26 protein-coding genes and 2 pseudogenes are annotated in these 25,003 nt (G+C 47.4%); 5 read left to right on the plus strand and 23 right to left on the minus strand.

Features of this window, described 5'->3' with window-relative positions; all coding sequences use genetic code 11:
* A pseudogene (locus DS743_RS09270) lies at window positions 1-210 on the plus strand (IS4 family transposase); the annotation flags it as partial.
* 158 nt (window positions 211-368) lie between these two features.
* Here the strand turns inward: DS743_RS09270 and DS743_RS03740 are convergent.
* The 9 genes and pseudogenes from DS743_RS03740 to DS743_RS03780 all read right to left on the minus strand — a co-directional run bounded on the left by DS743_RS03740 (window position 369) and on the right by DS743_RS03780 (window position 8,792).
* Entirely contained in the window at window positions 369-1,448 is a 1,080-nt protein-coding gene (locus DS743_RS03740; protein WP_072544291.1) for a glycosyltransferase family 4 protein, read from the minus strand.
* A 14-nt stretch (window positions 1,449-1,462) separates the two neighbouring features.
* A complete protein-coding gene (locus DS743_RS03745; RefSeq protein ID WP_035185050.1) occupies window positions 1,463-2,545 on the minus strand; it encodes an EpsG family protein in 1,083 nt (360 codons plus the stop codon).
* Between the two features lie 18 nt (window positions 2,546-2,563).
* Entirely contained in the window at window positions 2,564-3,496 is a 933-nt protein-coding gene (locus DS743_RS03750) for a glycosyltransferase family 2 protein (RefSeq protein WP_035185047.1), read from the minus strand.
* Window positions 3,497-3,756: 260 nt separating this feature from the next.
* Window positions 3,757-4,545 carry a glycosyltransferase family 2 protein gene (locus DS743_RS03755; protein ID WP_035185044.1) on the minus strand — a complete coding sequence of 263 codons (789 nt, stop codon included), beginning with the start codon at window positions 4,543-4,545 and terminating at the stop codon, window positions 3,757-3,759.
* A 52-nt stretch (window positions 4,546-4,597) separates the two neighbouring features.
* A pseudogene (locus DS743_RS03760) lies at window positions 4,598-5,274 on the minus strand (sugar transferase).
* A 30-nt stretch (window positions 5,275-5,304) separates the two neighbouring features.
* Window positions 5,305-6,081 carry a tyrosine-protein phosphatase gene (locus DS743_RS03765; protein WP_035185039.1) on the minus strand — a complete coding sequence of 259 codons (777 nt, stop codon included), beginning with the start codon at window positions 6,079-6,081 and terminating at the stop codon, window positions 5,305-5,307.
* Between the two features lie 3 nt (window positions 6,082-6,084).
* Entirely contained in the window at window positions 6,085-6,861 is a 777-nt protein-coding gene (locus tag DS743_RS03770) for a CpsD/CapB family tyrosine-protein kinase (protein ID WP_035185036.1), read from the minus strand.
* 9 nt (window positions 6,862-6,870) lie between these two features.
* Window positions 6,871-7,758 carry a YveK family protein gene (locus tag DS743_RS03775; protein WP_035185034.1) on the minus strand — a complete coding sequence of 296 codons (888 nt, stop codon included), beginning with the start codon at window positions 7,756-7,758 and terminating at the stop codon, window positions 6,871-6,873.
* A complete protein-coding gene (locus DS743_RS03780) occupies window positions 7,758-8,792 on the minus strand; it encodes an LCP family protein (protein ID WP_035185032.1) in 1,035 nt (344 codons plus the stop codon). The genes DS743_RS03775 and DS743_RS03780 overlap by 1 nt, the downstream gene beginning before the upstream one ends.
* Window positions 8,793-9,119: 327 nt before the next feature.
* Here DS743_RS03780 and hflX point away from each other — a divergent pair, with 327 nt between their 5' ends.
* The gene (gene hflX, locus DS743_RS03785) at window positions 9,120-10,400 is read left to right on the plus strand and encodes a GTPase HflX (RefSeq protein ID WP_035185030.1); all 1,281 of its coding nucleotides are present in this window, start codon (window positions 9,120-9,122) and stop codon (window positions 10,398-10,400) included.
* A gap of 48 nt (window positions 10,401-10,448) precedes the next feature.
* On the opposite strand, the gene DS743_RS03790 is transcribed toward hflX, so the two are convergent.
* From DS743_RS03790 to DS743_RS03825, 8 genes are all read right to left on the minus strand, one after another.
* Complete coding sequence (locus DS743_RS03790; protein WP_035185027.1) at window positions 10,449-11,228, minus strand: C40 family peptidase; 780 nt, start codon at window positions 11,226-11,228, stop codon at window positions 10,449-10,451.
* A gap of 45 nt (window positions 11,229-11,273) precedes the next feature.
* Window positions 11,274-12,032 carry a C40 family peptidase gene (locus DS743_RS03795; RefSeq protein WP_035185024.1) on the minus strand — a complete coding sequence of 253 codons (759 nt, stop codon included), beginning with the start codon at window positions 12,030-12,032 and terminating at the stop codon, window positions 11,274-11,276.
* A 292-nt stretch (window positions 12,033-12,324) separates the two neighbouring features.
* A complete protein-coding gene (locus DS743_RS03800) occupies window positions 12,325-13,038 on the minus strand; it encodes a C40 family peptidase (protein WP_035185021.1) in 714 nt (237 codons plus the stop codon).
* A 153-nt stretch (window positions 13,039-13,191) separates the two neighbouring features.
* Window positions 13,192-13,974 (minus strand): C40 family peptidase, encoded by a 783-nt coding sequence (locus tag DS743_RS03805; RefSeq protein ID WP_035185018.1) that lies wholly within the window; start codon window positions 13,972-13,974, stop codon window positions 13,192-13,194.
* 187 nt (window positions 13,975-14,161) lie between these two features.
* A complete protein-coding gene (locus tag DS743_RS03810) occupies window positions 14,162-14,635 on the minus strand; it encodes a C40 family peptidase (protein WP_035185016.1) in 474 nt (157 codons plus the stop codon).
* 169 nt (window positions 14,636-14,804) lie between these two features.
* Window positions 14,805-15,851 (minus strand): 2-hydroxyacid dehydrogenase, encoded by a 1,047-nt coding sequence (locus tag DS743_RS03815; protein ID WP_035185015.1) that lies wholly within the window; start codon window positions 15,849-15,851, stop codon window positions 14,805-14,807.
* A gap of 284 nt (window positions 15,852-16,135) precedes the next feature.
* Window positions 16,136-16,621, minus strand: coding sequence for a C40 family peptidase (locus DS743_RS03820; RefSeq protein ID WP_141372451.1), 486 nt, complete (start codon window positions 16,619-16,621; stop codon window positions 16,136-16,138).
* 124 nt (window positions 16,622-16,745) lie between these two features.
* Window positions 16,746-17,288 (minus strand): guanylate kinase, encoded by a 543-nt coding sequence (locus tag DS743_RS03825; protein ID WP_002879481.1) that lies wholly within the window; start codon window positions 17,286-17,288, stop codon window positions 16,746-16,748.
* Between the two features lie 89 nt (window positions 17,289-17,377).
* Between DS743_RS03825 and DS743_RS03830 the strand changes: the two genes are divergently transcribed.
* Window positions 17,378-17,707, plus strand: coding sequence for a DUF2187 family protein (locus DS743_RS03830; RefSeq protein WP_002879482.1), 330 nt, complete (start codon window positions 17,378-17,380; stop codon window positions 17,705-17,707).
* 63 nt (window positions 17,708-17,770) lie between these two features.
* Complete coding sequence (locus DS743_RS03835) at window positions 17,771-19,309, plus strand: O-antigen ligase family protein (protein WP_035185013.1); 1,539 nt, start codon at window positions 17,771-17,773, stop codon at window positions 19,307-19,309.
* A 50-nt stretch (window positions 19,310-19,359) separates the two neighbouring features.
* On the opposite strand, the gene DS743_RS03840 is transcribed toward DS743_RS03835, so the two are convergent.
* Both DS743_RS03840 and DS743_RS03845 read right to left on the minus strand, forming a co-directional pair.
* A complete protein-coding gene (locus DS743_RS03840; RefSeq protein WP_072544289.1) occupies window positions 19,360-19,986 on the minus strand; it encodes an LVIS_2131 family protein in 627 nt (208 codons plus the stop codon).
* Between the two features lie 2 nt (window positions 19,987-19,988).
* Complete coding sequence (locus DS743_RS03845) at window positions 19,989-20,504, minus strand: hypothetical protein (RefSeq protein ID WP_002879488.1); 516 nt, start codon at window positions 20,502-20,504, stop codon at window positions 19,989-19,991.
* 489 nt (window positions 20,505-20,993) lie between these two features.
* Between DS743_RS03845 and DS743_RS03850 the strand changes: the two genes are divergently transcribed.
* Complete coding sequence (locus DS743_RS03850; protein ID WP_258316538.1) at window positions 20,994-21,428, plus strand: hypothetical protein; 435 nt, start codon at window positions 20,994-20,996, stop codon at window positions 21,426-21,428.
* 225 nt (window positions 21,429-21,653) lie between these two features.
* On the opposite strand, the gene DS743_RS03855 is transcribed toward DS743_RS03850, so the two are convergent.
* Genes DS743_RS03855 through DS743_RS03870 form a run of 4 tightly spaced genes read right to left on the minus strand, consistent with a single transcriptional unit; the run spans window position 21,654 to window position 24,892 of the window.
* Window positions 21,654-22,145: a threonine/serine exporter family protein gene (locus tag DS743_RS03855; protein ID WP_013440234.1), complete on the minus strand. Its 492-nt coding sequence runs from the start codon at window positions 22,143-22,145 to the stop codon at window positions 21,654-21,656.
* A gap of 2 nt (window positions 22,146-22,147) precedes the next feature.
* Window positions 22,148-22,903, minus strand: a complete 756-nt coding sequence (locus DS743_RS03860; RefSeq protein WP_035185009.1) for a threonine/serine exporter family protein — start codon at window positions 22,901-22,903, stop codon at window positions 22,148-22,150.
* A 52-nt stretch (window positions 22,904-22,955) separates the two neighbouring features.
* Window positions 22,956-24,500 carry an ABC-F family ATP-binding cassette domain-containing protein gene (locus tag DS743_RS03865; protein WP_003613219.1) on the minus strand — a complete coding sequence of 515 codons (1,545 nt, stop codon included), beginning with the start codon at window positions 24,498-24,500 and terminating at the stop codon, window positions 22,956-22,958.
* A 14-nt stretch (window positions 24,501-24,514) separates the two neighbouring features.
* On the minus strand, window positions 24,515-24,892 hold the full coding sequence (locus DS743_RS03870; RefSeq protein ID WP_035185007.1) for a hypothetical protein: 378 nt from the start codon (window positions 24,890-24,892) through the stop codon (window positions 24,515-24,517).
* Window positions 24,893-25,003: the final 111 nt, after the last annotated feature.

The following is a 25,003-nucleotide window of genomic DNA, read 5'->3' on the forward strand; positions in this document are numbered from 1 at the left end:
ACACCAGATTAGTATGTTTTATTGCATGGTAGACGAGCTTGCGGACATCACTTTCAATCACTCCCTACAAATCCTAGTGGAAGCCATGTTCGAGAGTGCGAAGAGATCTTCCAACCGACAGAAGAGCTGATGGAAAGGTTCACCAACGCTTTCATTTCCCGCCTCCCGAAGTACATGCAAGAGGCATTATCGCCATCACTAACAGCTTAATTGAATATTTACTGGCTAAACTATTGCGTTTTCAAGACTTCATAGTTCTTTTTGGTGTGGGAAGTTTAAGTTATTAACATTATTAGGAATAAGTCTTCTTTTTTATTACCTATTTTGGAATGAAGCTGTCTAACTAAATTGTCAGCCTTTTTTTATATCTATATGTTCTCAAGAATATACTGAGCAAATTTATCACACGACTTTTTTAATGACATATTATTTGCTGTTCTAATTCCATTTATGGATAATTTTTTTCTTAATTTATTATCGCTAAATACTTCAGAAATATTTTTTACCATGGCATCTACATCTTTAACCGGGGAAACCATTGAATTTTGTCTATGAACTGCATATTCTCGTCCCCCACGATAATCTGTAGTACAAAGAACACATCCACAAGCCATAGCTTCAAGGCCAGGTAGTCCAAACCCCTCTTCAATGCTCGTACAAATAAAAACTGATGCTTGATTGTTGGCTACAACCACATCTTTTAGAGGTAAATTGTAAAGATATTCACACCAATCAGGGATTTTGTTCGTTTTTGGCTCACGACTAACAATCTTTACCTTAAGATCAGGGTACTTATCTTTTAGTTTCCTCACAACGTCTAAAGCATATTTTCCCCCTTTAATTGGTTCTGAATCGCCTCTATATTGAAGAATAACAGAATGCGTATTGCGCTTGTCAACAGGGAATACGACTTTAAATAGCTCGGTATCGATTCCATCTTTTATCAGTTTAGGCCTTTTGGCACTAACTTTCGTCACAATTTCCGATAGCCAGTTTGATATGACTATATTATCAAGGCCTAATCGGTATGAGTCTAAGACATCTTTATCTGTAAACCCTCCCCAATTTTCGAAATCTTGTATGAAATAAAACTTTTTTCCACACTCTGCTGGCAACTTTTTTACAAAAAAAGATGTGCGTAACCCAGTCGCAATTATTGCATCATGTTTTTTTACATCTTTTAATGACTGAATCGCCACCTTTTTTATTTTTTTATTCAAAGGGTACCAATTGTCTGGAGCATATGTTAGTCTATATTCCGTCACTTTTTTTCTAACAAACATTGGTATTTTCAACTTTCGCAAAGTATCATTAGCTTGGAAATACAATGTAACAGTATTGCCAAGCGCAGCCAATCTTTCAGCGTACTGTAATATTACAAGTACACCTCCGGATGCTCTTTTTGGTAAAAATGGTACAACAAAAGCTATATTCTTTACTTTTGACATCAAACTCACCAATCCTATCTAAAAAAACTACTATAAGCACTTGGTAGCAGATACAAAATATTAATGGCAAACATTACTATTACAAACGCTATTCCGATATATTCTGCCTTAAAATAAACGGGTGATGAACCAAATAAAAAACTTTTAGACATATATTTTCTATTTGGTTTTGCCAAAATAGCAATTGAAATATAAGTTAGAATATACATGATTCTAAATACTCTAAAGAATTCACCACTGATTAAACTTATTGGAATCAAAACGAACATCAAAGCACTAGCGTTTCGTACAAAAGACATATAATTTATATCTTCTGTTGAAAATATTGAATTGCCGACTACGATATTTGCAATGTAATTATTTGTCAAGAAAACAAGTAATATATCAACTATATAAAGTGGAATCAATAACGTCCCATGTGCAGTAGCAGTCGAATTTGGATCCACATATGTTAAAGTTCTTTCGTTCAAAAAATTATTTACTATAGTTGAAGTGAGACTTCTAAAAACAATAGCGACTGCGGTAAAAGCGAATAATAAATTTCTAAATTTCTTGGGATCTTTCCCTGCTAGCGGACAAAAGATTAGCAATAAATAGAAATATGCAGACGAGTGAACTTTCGATGCGAATAAAATTATACATATAGCTACTAATGTAGACCACAATTTCTTTTTGAGAATGAATGGTATGGCTAGCAATGTAATCGCGAGAGCAGTATAAAATCTAAGTTGAATCACATCTACCAATGCTGGATACAGTAGATAGAGTCCCCACATTAAATTCGAAGTCTCTCCAATTAAAATGCGCGAAACTATAAAAAGGATAATTCCTATTAGAATTAGAGACCACATTTTATACTGATTATACGTCAACCCTAAATTTCTACCTATGTTATTGAGAAAGTACCACCCTTTACCAAAATTTTCGTATTGGACCGGTGAAGCGGCTTGATACAAATTATTATACGACAAAAAGTCAGGTATTTTTATATTGTTGTAATTGATCCATACTAAAAAAGCAATCACAAAAAACGGAAAAACTTTTGGCTTTTTTATAAAAACAGCACCTATGATCAATAGCCAATACAAAATCACCACGAGATAGTATCCTTCCTCTTATCCAAAGATTAGCAAACCTACATTTCTTGTGAATCCACTTTTCCAAATATGGTTTTTAATCCTAAAAATACAACGCGATATCTTCCCTTTTTCATTCAATCTCGCATACTCATTTAACAACGTATTATTAATATAATACGTTTTAGCAAACAAATCGATTTGGTCCTCTGTAGCTATGAGTGACTCCTTAATATCATTAATCTTGGATAGTTTATTGCCAATATAACCAATACTATTGATGTTTTTAGCTCCCACACTATTGTCACCATGTTGTCTGTACTCAATTAAAGATTCACCAACATAGCCTATCCTACCAAAATAACTGGCCACTAATGCACACCACCAGTCGTGCATAATTACCCGGTTATAATCTTTACACTTCAGAGACATGTCACGACAGATACGATTAATCATCATCGTACAACCTGTTACAACATTTTGAATCATCAACTTATTGATGTCCGTATTATCCATCTTAAGGGTTTGATAACTACTCATCTTTTCACTGAGCACATTCAAATCTTTATCAACTACTTTTAAGTCTGTGAAGATAGCTATAGGCTCGTCTGTATGACTGTCCTCCAACTCCAAACACTTTTTGTAGGTTTTTTCAATTTTCTGAGGAAGCCAAAAATCATCTTGGTCAGAAAACATGATGTAATCTGCAACAACTTCATTCATCAAATAAAAGAAGTTGGTTTTAGCACCACCAGTGCTTGGCCCATCAATCACTACTATTTTGTTAGGATATTGGCTAGCGTAGCGTTTAACTACTCCCATCGTACCATCACTAGAACCATCATCATGGACATACAAAGTCCAGTCTTTAAATGTTTGATTAAGAATTGAGTCTAATTGTTCCCCAACGTATTCCTCACCATTGTATGTAGCCATCAGAATTGCAATTTTAGTCTTACATTCAATAGCCATCTAATTCCCCCTTACCCTGAGAATTTTTTAAAACGCACCATCTTGCTTAAAAATGCTAATTAGATTGAGGAAGAATATCTTCCAATCATAACCTAATTAGGCTTTATCTTCATACTTTAACTCAACTCCATAACATTCCATATGTGACATTACTTCACTCCATAGTCTGCCAGTTGAGCCAAGTTTTACTAAAGAAGCCTTTCCCTTACAATTACCATTTTTCCAATTACATAGATATAAGACAACTAGGGTAAGAGCAATCAGAACCACTTATATCCCCATTTGTGGAAATAGTACTTCATTGAATTTACATGATATTTAAACAATGTCTTATTCTTATGTGAACCTTGTTCCCACTTATGGATTACTGTTGCATTGGGGTAATACATCAACTTTGAAACATTGTTAACCCGCTTGCACAAATCTGCATCTTCAACATACATGAAGAAGTTATCATCAAAACCGTTGATTTGCCTAAACAGCTCAGTACGGATCACTAAAAAGCTCCCCTGTCCAAATGGAACTTGGAAAGGTTTTGAATAATCTGCATCCTGCATCGTATGTTTAGCAGCGCGCTTGGGAAACAGCCCCTTCGCAAACATACGTATAAACATATCAAAAACGGTTAATTCCAAACGATAAACCTTTTGACGTTGTCCACTAGTATCAATAATGTTAGGAATCACCATTCCTACTCCTAGATTATCGTCCATGTACTTAATAATTGGAGTGAAAGCATCTTCCTTAAATACAATGTCAGGGTTCATGATACAGTGATATTTTGATTTAAGAAAAGGCAAAACTGCATTGTTACCTTTACCAAAGCCTAAGTTCTTATAAGCATCAATGTATTCAACATCAGGATATTGCTCTATCACCTTTAAGAACTCTTTGTTTTCCTTCTCCCACTCTGAAGTATTTCCGTTATCAACTATATACACCTTTTTAGTGAGCTTTGCGGGCGTATAATTTTCCATTGTCTCAATTGCCCGCTTAATATCATTATAATTATGATATGCAACAATACAGACACTTAATTCCTCTGACATTAAATACTTACCCCGCATAAAAAGAATAGATTATTTTTAGTGTTGTAAAAAACTAATGGTTATTCTCTTCGTACATCCCGTTCGGGTGGAAAATAACACCGATTGTCTTGAAAATGATCCACAGATCAAAGAAGACGCCACTCCGGTTGATGTACTCAATATCGAGCTGCACCATTTCCGCAAAATCTGCCGCATTCCGGCTGGTTGCTTGCCAAAGGCCACTGCATCCCGGCTTAACCAGCAATCTCTGCTTGTCATAGTCAGTATACTGTTCAACCTCATCTGGCAACGGCGGCCGGGGGCCCACCAGTGACATATTCCCAATCAGCACATTCCAAAGCTGTGGTAATTCATCCAAGCTATGAGCTCTGATGAACTTGCCAATCTTAGTGATCCGCGGGTCATCATGCATCTTAAACATGGCCCCTTCGACTTCGTTTTGCTCCAGCAGTTCTTTCTTCAGCTTCTCAGCATTGACCACCATAGACCGGAACTTGTAGATCCGGAATGGCTTTTCGTCCTTGCCAATTCTGATTTGTGAGTAAAAGACTGGTCCGCCATCTTCACCATGAATCTTGATTGCCAGCCACAAAAAAGTGGCGACAATAGAATCAAGGCAATTGAAGAAGCCAGAAAGTCAAAGAGACGCTTGATCCCATGGTAGAGAGGGCGGCCCTTGACTTTGGACTGTTTAACATATGCTGGACTGCTGCTATATCCCATATCCATTTTTTCCTCTCCTTCATCCAAATTTCTACTTTAAAACAGACCTAAGAACTTCTTGCGCTTCTTCGGCAATGGTTGCCAGTTCAAGTAAACCGGATCGCCATTGATTACCGCTTGCGCATTGTCCAAGTACTTCTGTTTCTTATCTTTACCAAATTCTTTCGCCAACTTGTCTAGCGCCTCACCTAATTGGCATTGCCGTCTTGGCAAATCATGAGCATCACTGGCAAAGAAGGCACATTGTCCAGCCTTGATAAACTCCCGGCTACATTCTTCAATTTCTTTGCCAAACAAGCCGGTATATGAGCTGGCAGTAATCTGCACCAAAACTCCCATTTCCAAGAATTCTTGCAGCTTCTGCGGATTTGCCAGAATTTCTTTATTCCGTTCTGGGTGAACAATGATTGGCGTAATCCCTCTTCTGGTCAGTTCGTACACCATGTTCTTGGTGTAATGTGGCACTTCATTGCTTGGCAATTCCAAGAGCATGTAGTGTCCCTCTTCATCGCAGAAGAGGATGTCATCATTATCAAGGGCTTCAGTTAAGCCACCTGACAATCTGACCTCATGTCCTGGAAAGACCGTCAGCGGAATACCCGCTTGGTCAATCCGATCTTGAAACTCTTCCGTCAACTTGATCACATCATGCTTGTGGTTGGTGTAGCGGCCATTTAATGTGTGTGGAGTACACAAGGCATGGGTTACACCATCCGCAACCGCAGCTCTGGCAAGCTTAAGTGAAGCCTCCCAAGACTTTGAACCATCGTCGATCCCTGGCAAGATGTGACAGTGTAAATCAACTACCGGCATGAGCTACTTCTTTCTCCCAAAGAGACCCTTCTTCTCCTTTTCTTCGCCATAACCATAACCGTATCCATAACCATATCCATAGCCGTCATCCCCATCGGCATCAACATCGTTCATAACATAACCCAAGATTGGTGACTTAGTCAGCTTAAGCAGCTCAACTGCCCGCTTAACCGCTGACTTCTGTGAATGTGCCTGGCGCACAACCAAGATCGTCCCGTCCAAAGAACTGGTCAGTTGCTGGGTTTCGCCCGCTTCCAAGATCGGTGCTAAGTCAAGCACGACCATATCATATTCTTGCTTTAAATCTTCAACAATCAAATCCAACATATGCTTGGAAGACAGAAGTTCTGACGGGTTTGGCGGAATCGGACCTGCCGTCAAGATTGACAAGTTCTCTACGCCACTTTTCCGGATCACTCTGTTTGCGTCCATTTCCATAGACCGGCTAGTCAACAAAGTTGTCAAGCCATTGCTATTAGATACGTTAAAAGTGGCGTGCATAGTTGGCCGGCGCAAGTCCGCATCGATCAAGATCGTCTTCTTGCCGGCTTGCGCCATGGTAATGGCTACATTAGCACTGACCGTCGACTTGCCGGCGTTGGCCATGGCTGAAGTAAAGACAATTGTCTTTACTTCCTTATCAACGTTCATAAAATTGATATTGGTTCGGATGTTTCTGAACTGTTCTGAAATAACGCTTTGCGGGTTGGCCAAAGTAATCAGCTTGACCCCGTTCTTCATCGTATCGTTGTTTAAATGCTTCTTTCGACCGAATGCCATGCTAACCTCCTAAACCCGTCTTCTGGAACTGCCGCGCTTTTCAGCCGTCTTAGCCGTAAAGGTCCAGTCCTTTGGCATCGTGATATGTGCGATTTCACCCAAGTTGGTCAAACCAAGTTCGTTGGTCATGAATGAATCTTCACGAACAGTCGTATCTGACAAGTCCTTGATGATGATGATCAACAAACTGATTACCAAACCAGCTAAAACGCCAACAGCAGTAATCATTTTTACATTTGGGAAAGACTTGGTTCCCTTAGGTGCTTCTGCAACAATCGTCACGTTGTTGACATCCATGATCTTAGGAATCTGTTCCTTAAATTCCTTGGCAACTGCATTAGCAATTGCCTGGGCCTTGGCCGGCGTTTCAGCCGTAGCTGACAAGGTGAAGACCTGGGAAGAACTCGTAGTGGTTACCGAAACCGCACTAGCCAATTCACTGGCTGAGACTGAGTAACTCTTGCTTTCCCGCTTGTAAACCGCTGGCTTAGCCTTAACCGCCTTCTTAACCAGGGTTCTAGTACCATCATCATTAGTCTTGTAAACAGCCTTCTTGGCTGGAGTTGCCTTCTTAACAAGAGTTACTGGGTTAGCCAGGTACTTGGATGCACCCTTTAAAATAACGTTACTAGTGATAATGTCCTTGTAAGTAGTAACGGCGTTAATGTCGGCTTGCTGGTTTGCATAAGCCTGGTTAGCATCCGCTGTCTTCCGGTTGACCAAGAGTTGTGTGCTAGCAGTGTACTTTGGCACCAGAACATATTCTGAAACCCCATAAGCGATCAAGCCCAGACCAATCATCCAAATCAAAATGCTAATAATGTGCTTTCTGATTAAGATAAAGAGCCTGCGCAGGTCAATGGTTACTTCTTCATTATTCTGTTGTTCAGCGCTCACTAGTTATCCTCCTTATAAACGTTGACATTCTTAATTTCTAAAGTCTGCCGGATATTATTGGAAATCCGCTGTCTTTCCTTAGTAGACATGATTTCAACTTCCATGTTGCCGAATCTTTGATTGTTAACGCTGCTACTCTTCCCTTGAGCGTAGTCTGACTTAACATTGTCAGTTGCCCCTTGGTAATTCATGGCCAACTTAATCATGTCGTTCAAACTTAGATCAGTCTGCATGCTGTCACCCAAAGATTGCATGAATGAGCTGTTTAAGATGGTCTTGTATGACACGCTCTTCTTAATTGCAGCCATCATCACCAGCCGTTCACGCTCCTGGCGGCCGTAGTCTTGCCGCGGGTCACCGTGGCGGAGCTGAACAAAGGCCAAAGCCTTCTTGCCAGAGATGTGGTACATCTGCCCCTTCTTAAAGGAGTAGCCCATATTGTCAAAGGTCAATGGAGAGATGACATCCACCCCGCCCATCTTGGTGATGATCTTCATGGTACTTTCCCAGTTGACCAGGACATAACCATCGATTGGCACGCTGTAGTACTTATCCAAAGTCTTGATCGTCTCGCTAACCCCACCCAAAGAGTAGGCGCTGTTCAGCTTGATCGGTGAAACCTCCGGATAGTCCGGCAAGTTGACCTTGGAGTCCCGGGCAATCGTGGTTACCCGCGTCTGCTTCTTGCTTGGGTTGACCGTGACGAACATCATCAAGTCAGTCAAACCCTGATAATTCTTCACGCTCCGTCCTTCAGCCCCGGTGTCAGTTCCTAGAATCAAGAGGTTTACTGGCTTCTTGGCATCCAGGATCTTGTCTAAGCTGGACCGGTTCTTGTTTGACTTGGTAGACTTTGAGACCGGCGTGTACATCGTCGTCGCTGCATCCCTAGCATTCTTATAAGCATAACCGATTACTAATAATGCTGCCAGCAGCAAGACCCCAACAATTCCCGCGATCCAGCGGCCGATATGGCGCTTACGGCGGCGGTGATGGTGGTGGTGATGAACACGACTTTGATCAGGTTCGTTCATAATTATCTTTTCTTATTCTCCTTATATCCCATACCAATTTTTTATCTCTATTTTTCCTAGAACATAATTGCTCTTGTTGGATAAGCATTGCTACTATAGCACGCGCAATCCATGATATTGTTCTATTATACATCACATCTCATTCCCAAAAAAGTTTAAATCGTTTCCAATTTATTTCCATGGATCAAATCTCCTTAACATTTGTCTGTTTTAGCAATTTCCACCTAAATTTAGGCAAATTCAGTGCTTTTTTTCTCCGCTTCTTTACAATAGATAATAAATAGATGTACAAATTCGTTATCTAGCAATATAGAAAGAAAGTTATAGATGATCGACAATCAAACTCACTCAGTCAAGGCCTACTTAGCCGGCGTCAATCTTGATGATCCCAACTTTGACTACTCCATGACCGAACTGGCCAATTTAGCAGAAGCCAATAATTTCACCGTTGTCGGCTCCAGCCAGCAGAAAGCGGAAAACATCGTTGCCTCCAGCTACCTGGGCAAGGGTAAGGTAGCTGAAATCAAAGACCTGGCCCAAGGACTCGGGGCCTCCGTCCTCATCGTCAACGATGAACTGACCCCAGTCCAAATCCGCAACCTGGAACACATGACCAAACTCCGCGTCATCGACCGGACCGAACTCATCCTGGAAATCTTCTCTTCCCGGGCCCGGACCAAGCAAGCCAAGCTGCAGGTCCAATTAGCGCGCCTCCAGTACGAACTGCCCCGTCTGCACCCGTCTGAAAACAATCTCGACCAGCAGCACGGCAGCGGCGGTTCCACCGGCGGGGGCTTCGCCAACCGCGGGGCCGGGGAATCCAAACTGGAAATGAACCGGCGGAACATCGGCAAGCAGATCTCCGCTATCAAACATGAATTAAAGGAAATCTCCGGCCAGGAAGAAATCAAGGCTGCCCGCCGCAACCAGAGCCAGCTGCCTAAGGTCGCCCTGGTCGGCTACACCAACGCCGGCAAGTCTACCACCATGAACGGCCTGCTTGAGGCCTTTGGGGCTGGCAATGAAGATAAACAGGTCATGGCCAAAGACATGCTCTTTGCGACCCTGGACACCTCAGTCCGCAGGATCGACCTGGACGGCTTCTCCTTTATCCTGTCTGATACCGTTGGCTTTGTCTCCAAGCTCCCCCACAAGCTGGTCGACTCTTTCAAGGCGACCCTGCAGGAAGCCAAAGACGCTGACCTCTTGATCAATGTCGTTGACGCTGCTGACCCGAATATGAACCAGATGATCAAGACCACTCTGGAAGTCTTAGACGAAATCGGCGTCAAGGACCTGCCAATGATCACAGCCTACAACAAGGCTGACTTGACAGACCGTAACTACCCGCAGATTGAAGGGGGCGACCTTCTTTACAGTGCGGTTGACCCAGCTTCCATCCAGGCCCTGGCCAAGCTGATCACGACCCGCCTCTTCAGCAATTACCAGATCACTGACCTCCGCCTGCCGCTAACAGCCGGCAAAGACCTGGCCTACCTGCACCAGCACTCCCGGGTCTTAAAGGAAGACTACCAAGCTGACGGAATCGAAGTTTCCGCCCGCCTGTCGCCCCAAGACCGGGCACGTTTTAGCGCCTACCAAATTTAGACCGCATAAAAAGCCAGACTCTATCTCTAGAGCCTGGCTTTCCTATTGCTATAGAACTCTTCTTGCCCGACTAGGCCAGAAGTAGGTGGACAGGCTCGCTTGTACAACCCCCTGCTGGTCTCCAGCAGCGGTAACGTACTTCCCGTCCCCCACGTAAATGGCTACATTATATGGTTTATTCTTGGAACCCCAAAAGAGCAGGTCTCCTTCCGCGAAGCCAGAACTTGGATCAACCGCGATCCCCTTCTTGACCTGGCTCTTGGTGCTGGAACCTGTATTGACGCCAGCTGCCTGCTTGTAGACATAGGCAACCAAACTGGCATTGTCAAAGGCCTTCGGGCCCTTGGAACCCTTGACATAGGCCTTGCCGACCTGCTGCTTAGCCAAAGACACGACTGCCTTAGCCCGGGCCTTAGACCCCATCGGGGCAAACCAAGAGGCTGCCAAACTGGCAGCACTGCGGGCCTTCTTAACCGTCTTCTTAGATTTAGCCTTGGTCTTCTTGGCCTTCACGGCCTTCTTGGCAGACTTGACCTGGTTAAAGTACTTGGCCATGACCCATTCCTTCTTGCCAATCCGGTACCACAGATTGCCCATGGAGTCAGTTGCCGTCTGGTAGACAAAATGGCTGCTGCCCTTCTTTAAATGAGTCGCAACATGCCGCCCTTTCTGGTAGTTGGCCCAGACAGTGACATATTGCTTACTAATAACTTTGATCCGCTTGCTGGCGGCCTGGGCCGGCTGCTTGACCGGCTTGACCCCTGTCGCTGAGATTCCTAAGAAAGTCAGCGCTGCAGCAGAGAACTTGATCATATTAGACTTCTTCATGCTCATTTCCTCCCTTACACCGCTAACTCTATTTTAACACGGAAACTAGAGAATCCGCCGGGCCGTTGATGGCCAGAAGTAACTGCTAATGGTTGCCAAGATAACCCCTTGCTGCTCATCAGCGGCGGAAACATATTGACCATTACCGACATAAATTGCAACGTGATATGGCGCTGCCACATCCCCCCAGAAGAGGAGGTCCCCCGGCTGTAGGCTGGCCGTTGATACCGGCACAGCTACGCCTTCCTCAACCTGGGTATAGGTAGTCCGGGAAACGGTTTGCCCAATCGAGGTCTTGTAAACCCATTGGACTAAGCCGGAGCAGTCAAAGCTGCTTGGACCGGTCGCGCCCCAGACGTAAGCCTTGCCGACTTGCGCCTTGGCTAAGGCTACTACGGCATTTTGCCGCCAAGATGAACCAACGGGAGCCTGGGACAAAGCAGCTTGCGTCAATTGATTGGTGTTTAAGACTGGGTTGGCCGGTTTCTTGGCTGCAGTCTGTTTGGTCGTTGTTAAGACAACCGTGTACTTGCTGGCAATCCACTTTTTATTCCCAATCTTCAGCCAAACCTTGTGCTTCTTGTCAGTAGCTGAGGCCTTAACCTTCTTGACCGTACCCTTCTTAAGGTACTTGTGGGTCTTCTTGCCCTTCTTGTAGTTGGTCCAAACCGGAGCCTTCTTGACTACCTGGACCTTGGAAATGTGACCCTTGACTTGCGCGTTTGCTGGCTGGCCGCCTAGGCCCAGTCCTCCGAAAAAGAGCGCCGCCACGCCCATGAATTTAATCCATCTTGCATTACCCATATTTTTTCCTCCAGCGGAAGCAAAACTTATACCTAATGTTAATGATAAGCGTTCGCCCCCCTGGCCCGCAAGCCCCCTAATGATTACAAAAATATTACAAAAACGGGGAAGGCGCTGTCGCCCTCCCCGCTGGAAATATGCAAGTGTTGAATAATCGCTGTAGTTTGTCCCGTTGGAACAAAAAAACCGTCGTAACGACGGCTAATTAAAACGTGTAAACTTTTAATTGGCCGTCACCGGCTCAAGCTCATTCTACTTAGACTAGCGGAAAAATGTAAGATAAGAACGCGGCTTAAATTACTCTCCGCGCGCTGGATGGGTAGAAAGCACTGGAGCGGTTCGTGCTGACCTTAGACTTGATTACCCCAACCGTTGGGCTGGAAGCGTGGACGAACTTACCGCCGCCCACGTAAATCCCCACGTGGCTTGGAGCTGACTTAGAACCAAAGAAGAGCAGGTCCCCCTTGACCAGCTTCTTAGTTGATACCGCCTTGCCGTAGTAGAGCTGGCTGACTGAGTAGTGCGGCAATGTCAAGCCTGTTGCCTTCTTGTACGCGTACATGGTCAAGCCTGAGCAGTCAAAACTGTAAGGACCAGTTGCCCCCCAGACATAAGCCTTGCCGACTTGCGCGTTTGCCAAAGCAACTACCTTCTTTTGCTTAGCCGTCTTAGCAGCCTTAGCCTTAATTGAAGCGTACTTCTTAGTCGTGACTGTGTTAGTCCCCAGAATCCACTTGTTGTCCTTGATCCGGTACCAGGTCCGCCCCTTGTACTGGGCTTGACCCGTGGCCGTGAACTTGTAGCCGGACTTAACCTGGCCAACCAATTTCTTGCCGGCCCCGTAAGTAGTCCAGGTGTTGACCTTGTTACCCTTATTGTAGGCTACCCGGGTCTTCTTCACGATCGTAATATTGCTGTCCTGCCTGTCCGTTGCCGCGTAGGCCGGCTGCGCCCCGCCCAGCCAAGCTGCCAGCAGTAAAAGGACTAAACTGAATTTCCGCTTCATTATAACTGTTTTCTCCTAAATTGAATCCGCTTTTTCTAGTGTAAGCAAGTTGTGTTACAGAAAGGTTACAGAAAAAATACAGTTGTTTTTTAATAGCAAAAGGCAAAAGAAAAAGGACGCCAACTGGCGTCCTATATAAAGGATATTTCTCAATTAAATCAAGCGCTTGGCAGTTGATGGCCAGAAGTAGTAGCTCAGGCTCTGCTTGATCACGCCCTGGCTTGGAGTAGCCGCGTGAACAAACTTGCCGCCGCCCACGTAAATCCCCACGTGGTACGGTGAAGACTTGGAACCCCAGAAAAGCAGGTCCCCCTTCTTCAAAGTTGCCGTAGAAACAGCAACCGTCTTGCCTTGGTGCACTTGCGTGTAAGTGGTCCGGGTAATGTACTTGCCCAGAGCTCGGCTGTAAACGTAGCTGGTCAAGCCGGAGCAGTCAAAGCTGTAAGGACCAGTGGCGCCCCAAACGTAAGGCTTGCCCACTTGGGCCTTGGCCAAAGCAACAACCTTGTTTTGCTTGGTCTGCTTGCTCTTAGATACCTTCTTGGCTGCCGCAGCCTTCTTAGCTGCCTTGGCAGCGGCCTTCTTGGCTGCTGCTGCCTTCTTGGCCCAGGCTTTAGGACTCAAAGTGTAAGAAGCCAGAATCCATTCGTTGTCAGCGATCTTGTACCAGGTTTGCTTCTTGTACTTAACTTCGCCGATCACCGTCAAAGTAGTCCCGTGCTTGAAGCTGATGCCAGTGTCGTTGGCCGCGCCAAGCTTAACCTTGTAATTCTTCCAGGCCTTAACGCTGTAGCCAGACACGTAGTTGACCACAACCTGCTTGTTAACAGCCTTAACAGTAGCTGCCTGGGCGGCCGGAGCTTGGGCGCTTGCGGCAACAGGTGCGACCAGGGCCAGGGCCATTAAAACTTTGACTAATAAACTCTTGAACTTCAAAACTTGATATCCTTTTCTATTCTGATTTTTTACACAAGTTCTATAATAAGTTACCGATGTTACAAGAATGTTACAAAAAGAATACTAGATTGTTAAAATTAAGTCCGATTTAAAAAGGCCAGCGCTTTTTGCCGCGCTGACCTTCTTTTTTATCGTTATTATCGTAATTTTAGCAGGTAATGATAAACTAGATAACCCGCTTGGCGGTTGATGGCCAGAAGTAGGAGCTCAAGTACTGCTTGCGGACACCTTGGCTTGGAGTAGCCGCGTGCACGTACTGGCCGCCGCCCACGTAAATCCCAACGTGGTATGGGGAAGACTTGGAGCCCCAGAAGAGCAGGTCGCCCTTCTTCAAGCTGGCAGTTGAAACCCTAACGGTCTTGCCCTTCTTTACCTGGGTGTAGGTGGTCCGGGTAATGGACTTCTTGATCGCCCTCTTGAAAACGTACTGGGTCAAACCTGAGCAGTCAAAGCTGTAAGGACCGGTAGCGCCGTAAACATAGCGCTTGCCAACTTGCTTCTTGGCCAGGGAGACGACCTTGTTCCGCTTGGTCGTCACGCTTGCTGCCTGGGCCTGGTGGCTGTTTGCCTGCACGGCGATTGGCACAACCAGGGCCAGGGCTAAGGTCAATTTTACTAAGATCTGCTTAAACTGCTTCATTACGTTGTAACTCTCTTTCTCTTTTCTCGATGCTTATATCATAGCCGATGAGTGTTACAAGAACTTTACAGACCGTTTGCAGTTTCTTTAATAAGCCTTTGCAGTTTTTTAACATCCTGCAATTTTTCCGTAAAAAAATGCCCTGGCAAAGAGCCAGAACCTTAATTTATTAAGCCCGCAGCTTCTCAGATGCGAAAGTAGAGCTTTCCGGTGCAGCCACGACTTCATTGCGGGCATCAACTGCCCCCTCAGTGGCCATGTTATGGAAATTGTTAAATGACAAGGAGATCATGTCTTCCAGGGCTGGTTCAGTAAAGGAGCCCATGTGCGGAGTCAAGAGAACCCGCGGGTAAAGGTCCATCAAGGACTGGACTTCCTGGTCCGGCACGTCGCTTTCACAGTCAAACTTGTGGCCCATGATCTTCTTTTCATTGGAAACCACATCAGCGCCGTAGCCAGACAGGTGGTTACTGGAGACAGCAGCGGCGATGGCTGCTTCATCAGCCAGTTCGCCCCGGGCCGTGTTGACCAAGACTGCCCCTTCCTTCATCTTAGCGATGAATTCAGCGTTCATCAGCTTGTCGTTCTCGCCTGGGAAGTATGGCACGTGAACGGAAACGATGTCACAAGTTGCCAGCAGTTCGTCTTCTGTTACAAAAGTGCAGTACTGCTTGGCGAAGTCAGATGGGAATGGGTCATAGGCATAAACTTCAGCGCCCAAAGCCTGCCACATCTTGCCTTCAACTGCCCCGATCTTGCCGGCCCCGTAGATGCCGACCTTCAAGCGGTTGAATTCCGTAGCGAAGTAGTCCGGATGCATCCCAAAGTCCTGTTCATGGACATGATGGGCAGCTTCACCAACGTGTCTTGACAAAGTCAAGCCCAGGGTAAAGGCCAGGTTGGCTACCGCGTATGGGGAGTAGTTTGGCACCCGGGCAACGGAGATGCCCAAGTCCTTAGCGGCTTCCAGGTCGAAGTGGTCCACGCCGACTGACCGGGTGAAGACCCAGCAGATCCCGTAGTTCTTAAACTGTTCCAGGTTGGTCCGGTCACAGAGGCAGTTGCCCCGGACCAGGACGGCGTCGCAGTCTTCTGCTTGTACTACGTTTTCCCGGTTCAAGTATTCAGTAATGAGCTTCAAGTCGTAGTCATACTTGTTCAGTTTTTCAAAATAACTTCTTTCAAGCGGCCTAACGCCGTAACATGCAATTCTCATCTTGAATACCTTCTTTTCTAGGACTTCACTTTATTTCTTTCAATAATTGCCCCCTATTTTATTTAATTGCCTTCTCATTTACAACCCTTTAGTTCAACTTCTTAACTATTTAATTTTCTCCCGCCTTTCCAGGCCAGGTAAGGGCTAACAGACTTTTCTTTCCGTAAATCCTTCCCTTAAAAGTCCAGCTTTTGCTTTTAATCTACAGGCCAAAAAGGCAAAGAAAAACGCCCCTGAGGCGGGTGCCTCAAGGACGCTGATTTGATCATTTTGAAGTTTGCTAATTAGATAATCCGCTTGGCAGTTGATGGCCAGAAGTAGGAGCTCAGGTATTGCTTACGGACACCCTGGCTTGGCGTAGCGGCGTGCACGTATTGGCCACCCCCAACGTAGATGCCCACGTGGTATGGGGAGGACTTGGAACCCCAGAAGAGGAGGTCACCCTTCTTCAAGCTGGCAGTTGAAACCTTAACAGTCTTGCCTTGGTAAACTTGGCTGTAAGTAGTCCGGCTGATGTACTTGCCAATGGCGTGGCTGTAAACGTATGAAGTCAAGCCTGAGCAGTCAAAGGCGTTAGGACCGGTTGCCCTGTAAACGTAACGCTTGCCGACTTGCTTCTTGGCCAGGGAGACGACCTTGTTGCACTGGCTGGTCTTAGAAGCAGCTTGGACAGTGTTGTTTTGAGTGTTAACAGTATTTACGGCAACGAAACCGGCGAAGGCCAGGGAGACGGCTGCGACTACTTTGGCTAATGACTTCTTGAACTTCAAAATGATTTACTTCCTTTCCTTAACTTGATGTTTTTCTTAACTTGATGTTTAACATCTTACAGGAGAAATATTTCAATTCTGTTTCAAAAAGGTCACGCCTTTTTTACAATCTATGAGGAAAAGCTTAATTTTGTAATTTTCTCACCAAACTGTCCAAGCTGGCATAGGTCGCTTGCAGGTCGTCATTGACTAGGACATGGGCGTATTTTGCCAAATCTTCCGGCAATTCGTTCAACTCGCTGCCGGTCAGCCGCTTCTTGATCTGGTCACTTGCATCACCCCGGTCAGCCATTCTTTGCGCCAAGGTATCCAGGCTGCAAGTCACATAAAGGAAGTAAACCTGGTCGCCTAAAGCTTCCAGGTAGGACCGGGCCCCCTTGATATCCACGATCAAGCTGACCAGGTCGTTCTTGGCCCAGGCTCTTTCCAGCCCTTCTTTACTTGACCCGTACTGGTAGTCCCCGTATTTGACATGTTCAAAGAAGTGCAGCTGGGCAAAAGAATCATCGTCTTCAAAATAATAAGCTGACCCGCTTTCCCCAGGCCGCTTTGGCCGGGTGGTATGGGTAATCACCCGGGGGATCTGGTAGCGGTCGGTCAGATATTCAGATATAGTCGTCTTGCCCGCCCCGCTGGGACCGGCAATCAAGATAATTTTTTTAGCCAAAAAAGGATCTCCTAACTTGAAAATTTTCGCTCTATACTATATCATAGCCTAGTTGAAATTTTAAACATTTGCGAATTAAGGAGATTGCCATGAAGAAAGCCGATGTTGAATTAGGTGCCGTCGTTAACGCCAAGTCAGAAGAAGAACTGAAGAAGCAGTTCCAAGGCACGGTGGAAAAGATCTATGAAAACTCCGCCCTCCTGGCTATCACTTCCTTTGACGACGTTGATGCTGCTGCCGTCAGCGACCTCAACTACAAGCTGGTCGTCAACTTCAAGAACATGAAGCCGGCCCGGGCAGCCAAGAAGGCCAAGGCCCTCTCCACCAACAACGTGACCATCGAAAAGATGGCCCCGACCATGAAGGCTGACGACAAGGATAAGAAGGAAAAGAAGGCTCCGGCCAAGAAGAGCAAGTAAGAGAACTCCGCGGTTATCCCGCGGAGTTTTTTGTTAAGATAGTAGAGAAAGCGAGTTGACAACATGAAAGAAAAAACTAAAATCCTGCTCTACTGGTTCATCCTCCTCCAGCCCTTCCTGGATTTGGACTTCTTCTACCGGGGGAAGCTGGCCACCATCCTGCCCTTCACCATCCCGACCATCATCCGGATCGCCGGTGTCATCGTCTTGGTGGGCCTGCTTGTCTGGGGGCAAAAGCAGCTGCCTCCGGCCTGGCTCTGGGCCTACCTGGCCCTCTTGACCCTCTACGGGATCTTCCACCTCTGGCACATGCAGAACTTCAAGAGCCTCAGCCCAAACGATTATGGCTACTCGAATTTCGGGGAGATTTTTTACCTCTTCAGAATGCTCCTGCCCCTGGCCTTGATCTGGGTGACCAAGAAACTGGAAATCAGCCAGGACTTCTTGTTAAAAGCCTTCGCCTGGGTCAGCGGCCTCTTCACCGGCACGATCGTCTTGAGCAACCTCTTCGTGGTCTCTTTGAAGTCCTACGAAACTGGGGTGATCTCCGGCAACATCTTCACCTGGTTCATGGGGCCGCTTTACGGCTACTCCCACAGCGCCTCCAAGGGTTTCTTCTACTTTACCAACACCTTGAGCGCCATCCTCTTGATGCTGGCCCCGGTCGTCTTCTACCTGCTTCTTGAGCGCTTCTCTTGGCAGACCGGCCTTTTGGCCCTCAGCCAGACTTTGGCTATGCTGGAAGTCGGCACTAAGGTCGCCCTCTACGGCTTAGCCGGAACCCTGGCCGTCAGCTTGATTGCCTGGCTGGTCCACCTGTTTTGCTTAAAAAACGTCAAGTTTTCTAAAGGCGGCCTGGTCACCCTTTTGGCCTTAGCCGGGATCACCGGGGTCTGCTGGCAGGTCTCCCCGGCTGTCCAGCGCTACAAGTACGAGATCTACTGGGCAAACAGCCATGACTCCAAGATCGACCAGGAAAACGCGCTCTTGAAGGCGGGCCTGGCCAAGTACAAGAATGACCCGGACAAGCTGAAAGAGTTTGAAAAGGACTTTTTGGCCAAATATTACCAGAAGTACGCCTTAAACAAGCGCTTCATTACCAAGTCCTACCCATATAAGTACGACCCGCAGTTCTGGATCGACCTGCTTAAAGAGCCGGCCAGCGTCCGTTTAGCCAACCGCAAGGTCGAAGAGGCCATGCTTAAGCAAGTGGTCAAGTATGACAATGATCCTTTGGACAAGTGGCTGGGGATCGGCTATATGCGGCAGACCAACATCTTCAACCTGGAGCGGGACTTCACGGCCCAGTACTACTCTCTGGGGCTAGTCGGCGCCTTCCTTTACCTGGCCTTTTACCCGGCCATCATCCTCTATGGGGCCTTTGAGTGGCTGAAGGAAAAAGCCTGCCGGACCTTTTACTTAACCAGCCTCTTGATCGCTAGCGCCCTGATACTGGGGGCCAGCTACATGTCGGGCAATGTCCTGGACTTCCCGACCTCTAACCTGCTTTTAGCCTTCCTCGACGGCGGCCTCCTGGCTTACATCAAGGAAGAAAAAGGCCGAAGCAGAGGACTCCGAATCGTCAGATTTGAGAAAAAGTAAGAAAAAATCGTCTTCTTTAATTAGAAGACGATTTTTACTTTGTTTAATTCTTACTTGCTTTCCTTGTCAATAAAGGAACTGTCCGGCACCCGGATCAGGTAGAAGCGCTTGGCCTGGTGGCCAACATGGAGGCCGATCCCGTTAGCCGCGGTGTTCTTGTACTTGGCCGTGTAGATAGCCACGTAGGCCTGCTGGTAGCGGGAATCTTCCTTCTTTAGCTCCTTGCGGCTGAATGGCAGAGCCGAGGCCGTCACGTTGATCGGATCCTTTTTATAAGAGACCGTAGCCAGGTAGCTGGGCACGGTATACTTTTTCCCCTTCAGGTAAAAAATATACTGCTGGCTCAAATCCCGGTTCTTGGTGGACTTGACCTGGACATAGTAGCTCTGGCTGGCGCTAGGCTGCAGGACCAGGGGCTTGTAGGTCACGGATGAAGTAATCCGGGAAGTATCCGTCAAGTTCGGGTCGTCAAAGAGGCTGACGGCTAAGAGCCAGCCGGCCAAAAGGCAGAAGCTGGCGACTTCCAGCAGGCTGATCAGGGAGTTGCCCCATTCAAATTTATGCCGGCGCTGGATGATCATCTTCAGCCGCCGGCGCCGGATATTTTGCACGATAAAGACCAGGTAAACGATGGCTCCCACCCAGAGGGCCACCCCCAGTACGTTCCAGCTCCACATAATTATGCCTCTTTCTTCGTCTTGGCCTTGGCTTCTTTGGCAGCTTCCTTGGCGGCTGCTTCGCCTTCCTTGACCTGCTTGATCTTCTCGCTCATGGCGTCAGCCAGGCGGTCGGCTGCCCCTTCAACATCGGCTACTAATTCGTCGCCATCCATGAAGAGGTCGATCCGGAAGTGGGAAGCGTTCAGGTATTCGCTGGCCGTTTCAAAGTAAACCTTGACCGGCTGGGCTTCTTCTTCGTCAAAGAAGTTGATCAGCTTCTTGTAGTTGGCCAGGGGCAGGTTGATGATGTTGGTTTCCAGGGCAAAAGTGATAGGGTTCTTCCCTTCCAAAACCAGCTGGACCTGCATGAGCCGGTCTTTCTTCAAGGCCGTGGCCACTTCCTGGACCATGGTCAAGGCGTGTTCACGCAGCTTCTTCTTGCTCCGGGAGACTTCGGAATACTTGATGGTCTCCATGTCAGACAGGTAGGTCTGTTCTTCGATTGCTTTAGTTAAGTCTTTCAGGTTGATCTGCATTTTTTGTCACCGTCCAATTATGTCTGTATCTACATTAACTAAAAAAGTCCCCGGGTGCAAGCGAAAAAAAGAGCCGGCCAGGGGGGCCGGTTCTCATTAGGATTAATAGGAAATGTAGGTTGTCACCAGCACTCGACTGATTTATAACCTCCGGGGCGGCGATAACATGGGGAAAACACCGCCGCTCCGGGAAATAGAGCCTGCCGCGCGGCAAGTTCTCTATTACTCTGCTATTTTACCATATCCATCCTCAAGAATCTCTCATGATGTGCGATCTCAGTGAAAAAATCTTCGGCTATAGCTGAATTATTAGCCAGCTATTCTGGCCAGAAGAGGTCGTTTAGGGTTTTATCCAGGGTTCTAATGAATAATCTCTCTAGCATGTGAATTTTTCACGTGCTTTTTGTTGGAATATGCTGATTTTTTTGATAAGGAGATTATAATTGGAAGAAGAAGATGTTTGTCGTTTTTTATCAGGAGGAAGAAAAAATGAAGGCAAGCAAGCAGCTCTACCATGAGCACAAGATCATCACCCTAATTCTGACCTCGCCAATCTGGCTCTTTATCCTCTTCTCCGTATTGTTTACGGCCAACGAGATCTACAAATCGACCCAAGAAGGCGTGGTAACTGAAGTTCTGAACAAGACCCTGCCCCAGCATGGCTACAGCGACATCTACTACTTGAATCAGGTCAAGGCTGACAGCCATTTCGGCATGGGAACCACCTACGTCAGCAGCTTCTCAACCAAGCGGACAGTTAAACAGAACCAGGATCTTTTTGCAAAAGCTGGCAAGAAGATCGACAAGGGCGACGCCAACCTCCCTTATTACAAGGAAGTCACGGTCCGCCGGAGCGGGGTAGGCTGGAAGGTAACCGTTTCTGATTCGATTGGGCAAGAGGAAAGCAATTATAGCGTGAAATGACAAAAAAGCCGCCAGAAGCGTACTTGCTTCTAGCGGCTTTCTCAACTCAAGGCACTTGCCAAACGGCAAATGTGACTCCTTCTCGTTCACATCAAGGGTGTGTCAGCATCGACGCTTCCCGCGTCTGGCCAAAGGCCTGATGCCCTCTATCTTAAAATACGCACCTTTGCGTTTTCCTCGACTCGTCGATAGTATATTATACGCTCTTTCCCAGGCCTTGTAAAGCTACTTTTTCAACTTCTCCCGCAGCTTGAGCCGCTTGATGTACTTGTTCCAAGCTTCCTGGAACAGGGTTGACAGCAAGAAGCCCAAAGCGATCGACACAGTCACGATAGCCACCCGCATCATCATCTGCTGGGCAGCAATATACTTGCCATCAATCAGCTGTCTGACCACCATATAAGCCGGCGCTCCCGGCACCAGCGGCACCATGCCCGGTACGCTGAAAAGGGTGACGGGACACTTTTTCCACTTAGCCAAAACCACCGCGACCAAGCCCACGGCAAAGGCCCCCAGGGTGTTGGAAATCATCCGCCCGCCAGAAGCCTCCGTCACCAGCCAGTAGACCATCCAGCCCGCGCAACCGCAGATCCCGCTCCAGTGAATCACCCGGTGGGGAATATTCACCGTCAAGGCAAAGCCCACCGTGGCAATGTATGAAAAGACCAAGTTGATCAAGACGTCCCAGATGTTGAAACTAACCTGCATCCCCAGCATGACTAAGCTCCTAAAAATCTAATCACGATCCCGACGCCGCCGCCCAGGGCAATCGCCGTCATCGCCGCCTCACACATGCGCACGATCCCTGACACCCAGTCGCCCATAAACAAGTCTCTCGAGGCGTTGGTCAAGGCCAGGCCGGGCACCAGAGTCATCAAGGCCCCAGTCAAAATATTGTTTACACTGCAGGCCGGAAAAATCCCATTAATGATAATGGTGAGTAGCCCCATCTCCATGGCCGCGATCATTTCCGCCAGAAAGCGGACCTTGGTGTGGCCCTTAAGCCAGGAGTCCATCAAATAGCCGCTGGCCCCGATCAGCCCGGCAACCGGGAAGTCGATCCAGTCATAGACATCCAAAAAGAGAACCATCAAGGTGGCACTCAAGATCCCGGCCCCGATGACCTGCAGCCATAAAGGAAAAGTCGGGATGTTCTCTTCGATTTCCCGCAGCTTCTCTTCCAGCTCCTCCAGGTCAATCCGCTTGTCGGCGAATTCCCGGGAGAATTCATTGACCTGGTCGACCAGTTCCAGGTTGATGGCCCGCTTCTTTACGGTTTCCAGTTCCGTCACCGTGCTGCATTCCCCATCATCCAGGCTGACGAAGAGGCCGGTTGGCATGGCAAAAACATTGACCTCCTTGATGCCGGCGTTGACAGCGATCCGGCGCATGGTGTCCTCCACCCGGTACATTTCGCTACCGCCGGCCAGCATGAGGCGGCCAGCCTTCAAACAAGTATGAACGACTCTTTTCATGTACGCGTCTGTGCTCATTTTTTCACCGCGAGCCTGCCTAAAGGCAGCTAAATCAATTATTCATGGCTTCAATATCGACGACCTTGTCGACCCAGTCACCTCTGAAAAAGTCCCGTTCGTGACTGACGATGATGACTCCGCCCGGGAAGTTGACGATGGCCTTCCGCAGGCTGTCCTTAGTTTCATTGTCCAGGTGGTTGGTCGGTTCGTCAAGGAAAAGCAGGTTGGCCGGCTCAAACTGCATCTCAGCCAGCTTCACCTTCTCCTGCTCGCCCCCGGACAGTTCCTTAAGTGGACTCATGACCAATTGGGCGGTCAGCCCCATCCGGGCTAAAGCCTGCCGCAATTCCTTGGGCTTCTTCTGGTCAAATTCACTCTCTAAGTACTGCAGAGGCGTCATATTCTGGTTGGGCCAGGTCAAGTCCTGCTTGAAGTAGGCCAGCTTAGCCGTAGCCGACAGGTCAAAGCCCCCATAGATCGGCGGAATCTGCCCCAAGAGGGTCTTCAGCAGGGTGGTCTTGCCGATCCCGTTAAAACCGGTGATGGCGACCTTTTCCCCATTGCCAACGGAGAAGTTGAAGGCTTCCTTAACCAAAGCCTGGTCGTAGCCGATCACCAGGTCCTGCGTCTGCAAAAGCAAGTTAGAGGCCGTTTCCACGTATGGAAAGTCAAATTTGGCCTTCTTGCCGTTTTGCGGAGGGGTCAGAATTTCCATTCTGTCCAGCTGCTTTTGCCGGGACCGGGCACTTTTGGCCCGGGTGCCGGCTTTATTTTTTCTGATATAGGCTTCAGTCTTGGCAATCTGCCGCTGCTGGTTGGCATAGGCCTTCATATAAGTCTGCCGGTTGGCTTCCTTTTGCCGCATGGCTTGCTTTAATGTACCGGTATAGCGGGTGATGGTCCCGAAGTCGATGTCGATAATACAGTTGGTTATCCGGCCTAAAAAGTCGTAGTCGTGGCTGACAACGATAAAAGCGCCGGTAAAATCATTCAAGTAGTCGACCAGCCAGTCGATGTGGCCGACGTCTAAGTAGTTGGTTGGTTCGTCCAGGACCAGGACCTGGGGCTGCTCTAAGAGGAGCTTGGCCAGGATCAGCTTGGACCGCTGGCCCCCGGAAAGCTGGGAGACGTCCCGGTCAAAGCCCAGTTCAGCCAGGCCTAAGCCGCTAGCCACCCGGTCGATTTCTGTGTCCAGGTCGTAGAAGTTGTTTTCTTCCAGGTAGGTCTGCAGGCGCCCGGCTTTAGTTAAAAGGGACTCATCGCCGCTTTCGCTATAATCGATGTAAAGCTGGTTCAACCGGGCTTCATCTTGGTAGAGCTGGTCAAAGGCAGTTTTTAAAAAGTCCCGCATGGTCAGACCGGGCGTCAGTTTGGCGTACTGGTCCAGGTAGCCGACGGAGAGCTTGTTTTGCCACTTGACTGACCCTTCATCGGGGAGGATTTCCCCGGTCAGGATTTTGATCAAGGTGGACTTGCCGACCCCGTTTTGGCCGGTGACCCCCATGTGGTCTTCCTTGTTTAAAACGAAATTGGCGTCTTCATAGAGGGTCTTTTCCGCAAAGCCCTGGGTCAAGCCGCTGACGGTCAGTAAACTCAAAATTTTTTCCTTTCTTACAGGTGAAAGTTTTCCGCCTGCTTGCGCTCATGGTCGTACTTCTGCAGGGTCTTGAGGATCCGCGGCCAGAGATAGCGCGGGGCGGTCAAGTGCAGGTGGTCGTCAGCCACCCGGAAGTAGCTGGGACTGAGCTTGGTTAAGCCGGAGAGGAATTCCTCATCCAGGTGATACTTGTCAGAGATCCGCTGGATTTCGGCAATCGCGTATTCGGTGTAAGACGAGCTCACGAAGACCAGGATGGCGCCGATGATGCCCCAGACCAGGGACTGGGTATTGGTTAAGGCGAAAGAGTGCCGGCAGATGTAGAACATGGCGATGAAAGTCATTACGCCGGCAATCCCGCCGTAGATGTATGGATAATAGAGTTTTTTCACGAAAATTCCTCCTAATTCTATCAACTATCTTAACGTATTTTGCCCCCTGGATAGTAGGAAAATTATTGCTGAAAGGGAAAAAATACCCCTAGCTAAGCTAGAGGCATGATT

Origin of the sequence: Lactobacillus leichmannii, assembly GCF_024701915.1 — a bacterium.
Classification (GTDB): Bacteria; Bacillota; Bacilli; order Lactobacillales; family Lactobacillaceae; genus Lactobacillus; species Lactobacillus delbrueckii.